General features: G+C 70.1%; 13 protein-coding genes. 2 read left to right on the top strand and 11 right to left on the bottom strand.

Features of this window, described 5'->3' with window-relative positions; genetic code table 11:
• Window positions 1–1,745 (top strand): DUF4153 domain-containing protein (locus EFE23_RS26200; RefSeq protein WP_233601151.1); only part of this gene is annotated, 1,745 nt, incomplete at its 5' end.
• 88 nt (window positions 1,746–1,833) lie between these two features.
• Here the strand turns inward: EFE23_RS26200 and EFE23_RS26195 are convergent.
• The 3 genes from EFE23_RS26195 to EFE23_RS26185 all read right to left on the bottom strand — a co-directional run bounded on the left by EFE23_RS26195 (window position 1,834) and on the right by EFE23_RS26185 (window position 3,996).
• Window positions 1,834–2,820 carry a zinc-dependent alcohol dehydrogenase family protein gene (locus tag EFE23_RS26195; protein ID WP_123243562.1) on the bottom strand — a complete coding sequence of 329 codons (987 nt, stop codon included), beginning with the start codon at window positions 2,818–2,820 and terminating at the stop codon, window positions 1,834–1,836.
• A gap of 111 nt (window positions 2,821–2,931) precedes the next feature.
• Window positions 2,932–3,234 carry a hypothetical protein gene (locus EFE23_RS26190; protein ID WP_123243561.1) on the bottom strand — a complete coding sequence of 101 codons (303 nt, stop codon included), beginning with the start codon at window positions 3,232–3,234 and terminating at the stop codon, window positions 2,932–2,934.
• Window positions 3,235–3,258: 24 nt separating this feature from the next.
• Window positions 3,259–3,996 carry an SDR family oxidoreductase gene (locus EFE23_RS26185; RefSeq protein WP_123243560.1) on the bottom strand — a complete coding sequence of 246 codons (738 nt, stop codon included), beginning with the start codon at window positions 3,994–3,996 and terminating at the stop codon, window positions 3,259–3,261.
• Window positions 3,997–4,173: 177 nt separating this feature from the next.
• On the opposite strand from EFE23_RS26185, the gene EFE23_RS26180 reads away from it, so the two are divergent.
• Complete coding sequence (locus EFE23_RS26180; RefSeq protein WP_233601150.1) at window positions 4,174–5,007, top strand: helix-turn-helix transcriptional regulator; 834 nt, start codon at window positions 4,174–4,176, stop codon at window positions 5,005–5,007.
• Between the two features lie 33 nt (window positions 5,008–5,040).
• Here the strand turns inward: EFE23_RS26180 and EFE23_RS26175 are convergent, their stop codons facing one another.
• The 8 genes from EFE23_RS26175 to EFE23_RS28310 all read right to left on the bottom strand — a co-directional run.
• Window positions 5,041–5,658, bottom strand: a complete 618-nt coding sequence (locus EFE23_RS26175; protein WP_123243558.1) for a GNAT family N-acetyltransferase — start codon at window positions 5,656–5,658, stop codon at window positions 5,041–5,043.
• Between the two features lie 60 nt (window positions 5,659–5,718).
• The gene (locus EFE23_RS26170) at window positions 5,719–6,030 is read right to left on the bottom strand and encodes a type II toxin-antitoxin system RelE family toxin (RefSeq protein ID WP_123243557.1); all 312 of its coding nucleotides are present in this window, start codon (window positions 6,028–6,030) and stop codon (window positions 5,719–5,721) included.
• Window positions 6,030–6,314, bottom strand: a complete 285-nt coding sequence (locus EFE23_RS26165) for a type II toxin-antitoxin system Phd/YefM family antitoxin (RefSeq protein ID WP_123243556.1) — start codon at window positions 6,312–6,314, stop codon at window positions 6,030–6,032. Before EFE23_RS26165 ends, EFE23_RS26170 begins: the two co-directional genes overlap by 1 nt.
• Before the next feature lie 252 nt (window positions 6,315–6,566).
• Window positions 6,567–6,959, bottom strand: coding sequence for a type II toxin-antitoxin system VapC family toxin (locus tag EFE23_RS26160; RefSeq protein WP_123243555.1), 393 nt, complete (start codon window positions 6,957–6,959; stop codon window positions 6,567–6,569).
• Complete coding sequence (locus tag EFE23_RS26155) at window positions 6,956–7,222, bottom strand: hypothetical protein (RefSeq protein ID WP_123243554.1); 267 nt, start codon at window positions 7,220–7,222, stop codon at window positions 6,956–6,958. The genes EFE23_RS26160 and EFE23_RS26155 overlap by 4 nt, the downstream gene beginning before the upstream one ends.
• Before the next feature lie 117 nt (window positions 7,223–7,339).
• Window positions 7,340–8,620: an IS701 family transposase gene (locus EFE23_RS26150; RefSeq protein WP_123243564.1), complete on the bottom strand. Its 1,281-nt coding sequence runs from the start codon at window positions 8,618–8,620 to the stop codon at window positions 7,340–7,342.
• Between the two features lie 251 nt (window positions 8,621–8,871).
• Complete coding sequence (locus EFE23_RS26145; RefSeq protein WP_123243553.1) at window positions 8,872–9,564, bottom strand: hypothetical protein; 693 nt, start codon at window positions 9,562–9,564, stop codon at window positions 8,872–8,874.
• Window positions 9,565–9,818: 254 nt separating this feature from the next.
• The coding region (locus tag EFE23_RS28310; protein WP_199737245.1) for an RHS repeat-associated core domain-containing protein at window positions 9,819–10,359 on the bottom strand (541 nt) is incomplete at its 5' end.

Below are 10,359 nucleotides of genomic sequence, written 5' to 3'. Positions count from 1 at the left end.
CAGGGGTCGCGGCGAACGCCGGTGCGGCGACCGCCCCGCCGACGGAGGCCGGCCCGGCACCGGTCGGGAACGCGAGTGCCGCCGGGACACCGGCGGCCGCGCCACCGATCCCCGGCACCGTCGCGCCGGTCCCGCCCGGGCCGGGCCAGCCGGCACCGGGTCACCCGTATCCCGCGGCGGCACCCTGGCAGACCTTTCCGCCGCAGCCCGGCGCGCCCTGGGGGCCCCGCCCGTCCGTACCCCGGACGTCGTTCCTCGGCGTGCGCTGGCCCGGGCCGAAGCAGGCCGCCGGCCGCGCGGTCCCGTTCGGGGTGCTGGCCGGCGCGCTCGGCGTCGCGTTCTTCGTGCCGCTGAACCGGGTCGGCATCGGCTGGTTCCTCGGCTGGCTCGCGCTGACCCTGGGCGTGCTGCTGGCGGTACGGCGGCACACCGCCGAACTGCCCCGCCCCGAGCGGCTCATCCGCGGTGGCTGGGCGGCGGCGGCCCTGGCGCTGCTGGCCGTGCTGGCCTTCCGCAACGCCTGGTGGCTGGTGACCTTCTGCGTCCTCGGCGCGCTGGGCTGCGCGACCCTGGCCATCGTCGGCGGACGGCTCGTCCGGTCGATCCTGTTCAGTCTGGTGGCGACGCCGTTCGCGGCGTTCCGCGGCCTGCCCTGGGTACGCCGGCACATCACCGCCTCCCCCGAGGCCGGGACGGTCCGCCGGATCGTCGGCTCGATCGCGGCCACCGTGCTGGTGCTGCTGGTCTTCGGCGCCCTGCTCGCCTCGGCCGACGCGGCCTTCGATGAGGTGCTCAGCGCGATCGTCCCCGACATCAACGTCGCGTCGGTGATCCGCGGGATCTTCCTGGCGGCGGTCGGCGGGCTGATCGCTGTCGCGGCGGTCTACACCCTGGCCGCCCCGCCGGACCTGTCCACCGTGGACAAGCCGAGCGGACGCCGCCTCGGGCTGCTGGAATGGGCCCCGGCCATCGGGGCGCTGACCGTGCTCTTCGCCGGCTTCGTCGTGGTGCAGTTCGCCGTGCTCTTCGGCGGGCAGCGGCACGTGCAGAAGGTCGCCGGGCTGAGCTACTCGGAGTACGCCCGCAGCGGCTTCTGGCAACTGCTCTTCGTCACCCTGCTGACCCTGGCCGTGCTCGGCGGGGTGAGCCGCTGGGCCAGCCGGGAACGGCCGGTCGAGCGGACCGTGCTGCGCGTGCTGCTGGGCCTGCTGAGCGCGCTCAGCGTGGTGATCGTGGTGTCGGCGCTGTCCCGGATGTGGACCTACCAGAAGGTCTACAGCTTCACCGGCGAGCGGATCTTCGTGATGGCGTTCGAGCTGCTGCTCGGGGCGGTCTTCCTGATGGTCCTGGCGGCCGGTGTCCGGTGGCAGGGCCGGTGGATCCCGGGCACCACGGTGGCGCTCGCCGTGGCGATGCTGCTCGGCCTGGCGGTGCTCAACCCGGAGGACTACGCGGCCCGGCGCAACATCGTCCGGTACGAGCAGGCGGGCAAGATCGACGCCTGGTACCTGCGGGCGCTGTCCGCCGACGCCACGCCCGCGCTGAGCCAGCTCCCCGACCCGGTACGCCGTTGCACGCTGAGCTGGATCGCCAAGGACCTGAAGCAGTCCGACCCCTGGTACGCCTGGAACCTGGGCCGGTACCGGGCCCGGCAGACGCTGGACCGGCTCGGCAAGAGCGCGATCGGCGGCCCGAAGGACTGCCGCAAGGCCGACCAGTTCGACCTGCCCAAGACCCGCAGGTGAGCCGGCCGGCGGGCCCCGCGGCGGTGAAGTCGCGGGGCCCGGCCGGTCACTCCCCCGGGTGCGGGTTCCCGCCGGCGGGCGGCGGCGCTCAGCCCGCCACGTCGATGACGACCTTGCCCGCCGCGGTGCCGCCGGCCACCAGGGCGTGCGCCTCCCCGACCGTGTCGAGAGTGAAGTGGCGCGGGTCGAGTCGTGGCCGCAACGCGCCGGCGTCGGCCAGTGCCGCGCCCTCGCGCAGGATCTCGCCGTGGTGCTCACGGCCCTGTCCGGTCAACATGGGCAGCAGGGTGAACACCCCGGAATAGGTCGCGCCACGGAATGACAGCGGTGCGAGCGAGTGCGAACCCCAGCCCAGCGCACTGACGACGTGTCCGTGGTAGGTACGCACCGCCGCGAACGACGCGTCCAGCGTCGCGCCGCCCACGTTGTCGGCGACGATGTCGAACCCCTGACCCGCGGTGTACCGCGCCACGTACTCCTCCGCGCCGACGGCGGTGTAGTCGATCGGTACCGCGCCCAGGCTCTCGATCACCGGCAGGCTCGACGGGCCGCCCGTCGCGTACACCTCGGCGCCCCTGGACCGGGCGAGTTGGACGGCGACGTGCCCGACCCCGCCGGCGCCACCCTGCACCAGCACCTTCTGCCCGGCGTGGACCCCGGCCCGGTCGATCAGCCCCTCCCAGGAGGTGATCAGGGCCAGCGGCAGCGCGGCGGCTTCCCGCATGGAAAGCGCGCGTGGCTTGCGCGCCAGCAGCCGGGCGTCCACGGCCGCGTACTCGGCCAGCGAGCCCTGCAGATCGCCGACGCCGCCGGTGAGCCCGTACACTTCGTCACCCGGTTCGAAGCCGGTGACGTCCGGGCCCACGGCCTCGACGACGCCGGCCAGGTCCAGGCCGAGCACCGCCGGCGGTTGGACGCGGGCGTGCGGGGCCTTCCCCGCCTGGATCTTCGTGTCCAACGGGTTGACGCCGCTGGCCACGATCCGCACGAGCACCTGACCGGTCCCGGCGGTGGGTTGGTCGATCTCGTCGACCCGCAGTGGAGCACCGAACTCCCGCAGTACCACGGCACGCATGACTGCCCGCACTTTCTGGTGTCGAGGCGTCACCGGGACGCCACTTGACTGGACTGGCTGCGACCTCGTCCGCCGGACACCACCGTTGTGGTGGGCGGGCGGGGCACGGGGTCACTCGACGTGTTGCAGGACCGGGACGATCCGGAAGTCGACGGTGGCGTGGTCGATGGTGGCATGCACCGGGGAGTCGGCCATCTCGGTCATGATCCCCGAGGCGCTGCGCCGGCCGTCGGCGGCGGAGTCCCACGCGACGACGTCGGTGATGGTGCCGTCGTCGTCCTGGACGATGCGTCGCCACCGGAAGCCGGGCTGACGCCGTAGGTAGTCGTTGATGTCCTCGTTGGCGTTGACGAAATCGGCGCCGGTGAGGCCGGTGACGAGCCGGAATGTCGTCATCTCGAGCGCTTCGCTCATGGATGTGCTCCTCGTGATCAGTGGTCAGCCCTGGACGGTGGACCGGACGATGATCTCGTTGACGTCGACGCTGTCGGGCTGGGCGATCGCGAAGGCGATCGCGTCGGCGACCGCCGAGGCCGGCATTCCCAGTTCCTCGGCCGCCGCACGGGCGGCAGCCCGCACCTGAGGGTCGCCGCCCCGCTCGGTGAGTTCCGAGTGGGTGTAGCCGGGACTCACCAGGGTCACCCGGACGTCCCGGCTCTCCTGCCGCAACCCCTCGGTGAGTGCCCGGACCGCGTACTTGGTGGCGCAGTAGATCGCGGCCGTCGGGTCGACACGGTAGGCGGCGGTGGAGCCGATGTTGACGATGTGTCCCGTGCCGCGGGCCCGCATCAGCGGCAACGCGGCGGCGATGCCGTACATGGTGCCGCGCAGGTTCACCTCGACCATCTGGTCCCACTCGTCCACCCGCAGTGTGTCGAGGGCGGACAGGGCCATCACACCGGCGTTGTTGACCAGCACGTCGATGTGGCCGTGCCGGTCGTGCGCGCGCTCGACGAAGGAGAGCACGCTGTCTCGGCTCGTGACGTCGAGTTCATGGTAGTCGGCGCTACCCCCGGCGGCGCGGAGTTCGTCGACGAGTGCGGCGAGCCGGTCGACGCGCCGGGCGCCGAGCACGACGTGGTGGCCGTCGGCGGCCAGGCGGCGGGCGGTCGCCGCACCGATGCCGCTGCTCGCGCCGGTGATGAGAATGATCTTCGAGTCCGCACTGTTCCCCATTGATCCTCCTGGTCCTGCTCGGGCCTGCGGCAATGCGCCGCGGGTCCAACGGTCCAGCGGGCATGAGGGCTGGGGAAGGGCGAGGTTTCCTGGGTGCACGACACCCAGGCAGCGCACTCCTGCCATGAGGGCGGCATGTTCGCCGGGAGTTCCGCCGGGAGCCCTAGGCTGGTCGACGTGCCCGATACCAACCGGCTCGGGGAATTCCTCCGGGCCCACCGCGCCCGCGTCGACCCCGGCGAGGTCGGACTGCGCGGGGGCGGCGACCGCCGGGTACCCGGGCTGCGCCGCGAGGAGATCGCGGTGCTGGCCGGGGTGAGCGCCGACTACTACGCCCGGCTCGAACAGGGCCGGGAACGCAACCCCTCGGCACCGGTACTCGACGCGATCGGCCGGGCCCTGCGCCTCGACCCGGACGCGCGCGGCCATCTCTTCCGGCTCGCGGGGCTCAACCCCCGCCTCGGTCCCGACAACTCGCGGGACTCCGTCCACCCGGCGCTGCTGCGGCTACTGGACGCCTTCCCCACCTCCGCCGCCTACGTACTCAGCCCCGCGTTCGACGTGCTGGCCACCAACCGCGTCGCGGCTGCCCTGCTCTCCCCGTTCACCGGCCCGACCAACATGGTCCGGGTGCTGTTCCAACACCCACGGGCACGCGCCGTCTTTCCCGACTGGCCGACCCTCACCGAAAACGTCGTGCACGCCCTGCGGCTCAACGCCGGCCTCTTCCCCGAAGATCCCCGGATCCGGACGCTCGTGGCCGAGTTGCGACGGGACTCCCCGGAGTTCCGCGCCCGCTGGACGGACCAGACCGTGCGGGGCCTGACCCGCATGTTCAAGGTCATCCAGCACCCCGAGGCAGGGCGGATCGAGCTGACCTACCAGACCTTCGACGTCCGCGACGCACCCGGCCAGCAACTGCTGGTCGGCACCCCCGAGCCGGGCAGCCGCAGCGCCGAGGCCCTGGCCCACCTGGCCGCCGTACCGGCGCCGGATGGAGAGTGTGCTTGAGCACCCGCGGGTCGGGAGCGAGGCGTACCGGTCTCAGCGAGCGCTCCGGTGCTCCGCCCACATCTCCCGGGTCATCTCGTACTCCACCTCACCGAGTTCCGCCCCCGGCAGCGGGTCCTCCCAGGTCGGGAAGTACGTCCGCACGTGGCGCATGCCGACGGCCTTCATCACGCCCTGGGAACCGGTGTTCACGGCCATCGTCTGCGCGATCACCCGGCGCTGCCCGACGGTGTCGAAGGCGTGCCGCAGCAGGGCACGGGACGCCTCGCTGGCCAGGCCCTTGCGCCAGTGCCGCCGGAGGAGGCGGTAACCCAGGTCGGAGACGGTCGGATCGTCGGGCTGGTCGGGGCCGTGCGCCGGGGGCAGCATCATCATGCCGACGAAGTCACCCTCGTCCTCGCGAGCCGGCGGCGTCGAACCCGGCCCGGCGTCGGCGGACCCGAACGCCATCCAGTAGCCCAGACCGTCCACCCGGCCGCCCACCTCCATCCGCCACGCGTGCGAGGTGACCACCTCGCCCCTGGAGCGCGCCCGGCCGAAGAGGTAGCGGAGCACCTCCGGGTCGGAGTCGAGCTCGATCTCCAGGTCGAGATGCCGGTCCGCGAGGGGAACCAGTAGCAGACGGTCGGTACGCAGGATCGGCTGGGGCACGCCCGCCACATTCGCACGACGACGCGCGCGGTGCGATCCGGTTTTTTCGCTGGCCCTGCCCTACGAGCGGTAGGGGTCGCGCCGGTGTCGGATGGAGTGGATCTCCACGACCCGCTTGGCCTCATTGATGCGGTAGATGATCCGGTACGTGCCGCGGCGGGCAGAGTGGAAGCCGTCGAAGGGTTCGTCGAGTGGCTTGCCGACCCGATAGGGGTTGATCGCGATTGCGTGCTGGATGGTCTCCGTCGCCGCGACCGCCACCTCCAACGGCAGGTCCTCGTGCAGATTACGGCCCTGCCGGGAGAACAGCACGGTGTAAGGGCTGGGCGGTTCGGTGGTGCCACCGTCCGCCCGCTTGCCTCCGGGAGGCATCAGGCGGCCCTGTTGCGACGCCGCTCCAGCTCGGCGCGAACCTCGTCCATCGGGAACGTGTCGCCGGCGGCGAAATCCTCCCGCGACTGGCGCAGGTCGGCGAGGGCTTCATGGTCGGACAGCAGGTCGAGCGTTTCCCGCATCGACTCATATTCGGCGACCGAGATCAGCATTACGTCGGCGCGGCCGTTGCGGGTGATCGTGAAATGGTCGTGCTCCCGAGCGACCCGGTCGGCGAGCTCGGCGATCCGGGCCTTGGCTTCCGTGATCGGAATGGTCTCCATAGTAGCCACTTTAGCGACCGGTCCGAATTATGGCCAACAGGCCGGAGAGGTGGAGCCGGGGATCAGGAATGACAAATGCCCCGGTGTGGGATCCCCCTCACCAGGGCATTTCGCTCGGGTGGACCGGATGTGGCAGAAAACGAACCACATTCCCGCAGCTCAAGGGCCGATCGTGGCGCTTTCGCCGGTACGGAGGCGGATGGCCTGACGCGACCGGTCGACTGATCGCCGAAGGCGGGACTCCCGCCTTGATCAGAGGCGGCGGATGACCAGCCCCGGCTTGACGTCCGAAGCTGCCGACAGCTGCGCGATGTCCTCGGGATCGCTGGTGAAGACGATCGCGCCGCAGGCCAGAGCGACGGTGACCACGCTGGCGTCGACAACGTCACGGGTGCCGGCCTTGCCGCACAGGACGCCGGCCGCCTTCGCGAGTTCAAGGCCGACCGGGACAATCTCGCAGCTGTGCAGGAACCGGCCGAGCTGGACCTGGCGGCGAGGGTCGCGCCACGCCTGGCCTACGACGACGGAGGGGATGAGCAGCCGTCTCCCATCTTCCACGGCCAGGTGGTGGATCGCCCACATCCGCCGATCATTGCCGTCGATCGCAAGCAGTACCCCGGCGTCATAGACGTAGGGAATGCTCACGCCGCCACCTGACCGGGCCCGCTGAGTGCCTGGGCATCGGCAGCGGCCATCTCCGCCCGCGCCGCGGCGATCTCTTCCACGGTGAACGCACCGTGTTCGGCCTGCCAGTCTGCGACCAGTCGCCGCCCGACCCGCCGCCGCAGTTCACTCTCGGCCGCGCTGGCGACCAGCCGAGACAGCGGTACGCCGTCCTCACGGGCCGCCGCACCGAGTGCCGCCACCAACTCCTCGGGGAGGGTGACCGTTACCTTCTTAACTGCCATACAGACACCATACAACAATATGGCGGCCTGAGCGCGCGGTCCGACGTGGGGCTGGCCAAAGGTGATGCCACTTTCTGTCGCCAGACTGCAGCCGGTTAATACGGCAGCCCGGGTTCGTTATGTAGATGCTGGTTGATGGCCTTGGCGGCGGCGGTAGTGGCTGGTCCGGGCGCGTGCTTGGTGTTGGCGTCGCCAGTGTGACCAGGTGAGCCAGTGGTCGATGGTGTGAACGGTGTTGGTGATCAGCTTCGCGAAGAGGCGGCGGATCTCGGGCAGGGTGAGCGGGATCAGTTCGTGGTCGGCTGGGCGGTGGGCGCGTTCGCGGGAAGCGATCACGGTGAGGATCGCGTGGGCGAGCATGACGAGGGTGACGTGGCGGTGCCAGGCGTGCCAGCGGCGGACCTGCGGTTCGTCCAGGCCGATGCTCTTGCCGGTCTGGAAGCAGGTCTCGATCGACCAGCGGGTCCCGGCCACTCTGACCAGCGTGCGCAGTGCTGCTGGTCGGGCCGACCAGCAGCGGTAGAAGGCCAGCTCACCGTCGCTGATGCGGCGGCGGATCAGCAGGCTGTGCTGCCCGTTGGTTTCGTCCGGGGGCGGGGTGATCGCGATCCAGGCCCAGTCGTAGTCACGGGCGCCCTTGGACCCGGCGCCGGCGGACAGCCGGTTCCATGCCTTGTCGGGTAGGTCGGCGGCGAGCCGGTCGACGCGGACCGGGCCGTCGACCGGGCGGGCGGTGACGTGGTGGCTCTTGGCCACGGCCAGGACGTTGTCGATCCCGCGGGTTTGCAGGTCACGGCGTAGGTGCCGGTCACCGCCGTAGGCCTCGTCCGCGGTGGCCCACGCTGCCGGGGTGCCGGCGTCCAGGGCGCGGGTGAGCATCCGCCGGGCCAGGACGAGCTTCGTGGCGAACCCGACATCGGCCGGGATGCCGGCGGCGGCACACCGATCCGGGTCGTCGGTCCACGCCTTGGGTAGGTAGACCGCCCGGTCGATCAGCGTGTAGCCGCCCGGTGCCGCGTAGGCGAGGTAGACCGTGACCTGCGCGTTCTCCACCCGCCCCGCTGTACCGGTGTACTGCCGCTGCACCCCGACGGTGTGCACGCCCTTCTTCACGTCACCGGTGTCGTCCAGGATCAACACCCCGGCCGGGTCGCCGAGGGCGTCGATCACGTAGCCCCGCACGTCGTCACGGACCTTGTCGGCGTCCCACACCGCTTCACCCAGCAGCCGCTGCATCGCATGCGGGGAGGTGTTTCCTGCCTGTTCGGCAAGCTGCCAACACGACCGCGTGTCCACATCCGACAGCAGCCCGAGCAGGAACGAGCGGGCCTGCCGGCGCGGCTCGACCCGCGAGAACCGGCCCGCGATCCACGCGAACCCGGTGTCGAACTCCGCCAGCCACCCCTCGGCGTCTACGCTGTGCCCAGCGGCCGCCGCACGATCTTCATCTGTCCTCACAAACAGTGCATGATCAACCGGCGGCCGTCTCCATACCCGCAGACACGCCGACCAGCCCAGGCCAGGCTGAACTCATCGCCGGTCATCTACATAACGAACCCGGGCTGCCGTATTAAGACGATCCGGAGTATCAAGGAGTCGTCAATCCCGAGTGAGGCATATGCGTCATATCCGTCGACCGAGGTCGGCAATCATGGGCCCATCCGTGAAATCCGTTGCTCAATTCTGTCCACCTTTGCGGATAGAATTTGGTACGAGTCGCCCGACGTCCCGAGGTATGCACGGTAGTGATTCAGGCTATCCAGGGCTCCAGCCAAGTCACCGTCGAGCCCTTTGAGAGCCGCAATCGTCAGTAGCACCTGCCCACGGCCCTCAGGGTGCATCGGTACTCGCCCGTAACGGGCATCCCGGTTCTCCAGGAAATCAACTATCTGCGGCCGGGAGGCTAGAGAGTCGAATAGTTCGCTAATGGGCCCGGAGAGCCACGCGGAAATCCGTGAGATAAGCACATCGTCTGGTTCAGGACGGGCGCGCCAAAGCAGGCGATGGGCCAGACTCACCTCCGCACCCTGAACGCATAGCATGACCATGCTGCGCCTTTTCAGAGCCAGACTCCCAGCGTCGCCACCCACTGTGGCGTCGTTGATGCCGTCTGACTCCTCCAATTCAATGAGATGCGCCGCGCCGGGCGCAAGCACGCCCCATCCAACCCTGAAGATCCCGTCACCGTACCCGGACTCGTACAGAGCCTCGATTTCCCAACGCACCTCGCCCTGCTCGGCCGCCCAGATTCCCTGGCGGACGCGCTTGAGACCAAGCTGACCGGCACTCGCTACCGCCCGTTGGACCACGTCGTTGATGCGCCGCTTGTTCGCCGTCTTCACAGCCTGATCCTACGCAGGCGCCACTTCCACGGATACCACCCATGACCCGGCCGCTCTGGATAGGTGAGCAGCCAGTTTGTCCCCTTCTCGCCGAGCGCTTCGCGGTACTTCCCGAGCTTTTCGACGCCTTCCTGGATGCCGGCGGCTGATCCTCGCTTCATCTCAACGATATGGCGGCCGAACCGCCAGTCCGGGCGCAGACGGCCCTTGGTGCCCGGAATCGCCCGGTCGACGTGGATCCGCGAGCTTAGCCTTTAGAGCGGCCGTGACAATCCCTTTGCGATGGCATGAATACGATTGCCACGCGCAATACGAGAGGCGATTTCGGGGCCTACCTTTGGCGTCATTCCCTTCCTGATCGCTCTCTCCGTAGCGCGCGCCTCACGAACGACCTTCGGTCCACGCGCTGCCGTGCGGGCGCCCTTGGCTGCGTAGCGGGCGCCCTTGGAGATGGCCTTGGCGGCCTTTGCCACGCCCACGGCGACGCGGGCGCCCTTGACCAGCGCACCCGCGCCGACCAGGGCGGCGGCCGCGCCGCCGATGGCCCACAGCGCCTCGGTACGGTTCCCGGCGGCGAGGTAGGCGCCGGCGGAGACGACTCCGGCGATGGTGCCGATCGGGCCGGGGATCATCGAGGCGACCGAGGCGACGGCGCCGACCTTGTTGAAGAATTTCTTCCAGCCGAAGCGGCCGTCGAGGTCGACGCAGTTGACCGGGTCGGCGGAGCAGTAGGCGTAGCCGGTCATGGATTGCGGGTCGTCGGTGTCGAAGACCGGGTCGACGCTGATGAACCGG

Origin of the sequence: Micromonospora solifontis (genome assembly GCF_003725545.1) — a bacterium.
Lineage (GTDB): Bacteria > Actinomycetota > Actinomycetes > Mycobacteriales > Micromonosporaceae > Micromonospora > Micromonospora solifontis.
The sequence above is the reverse complement of the archived record's forward strand: the minus strand, read 5'-3'. Positions and strand labels throughout refer to the sequence as shown.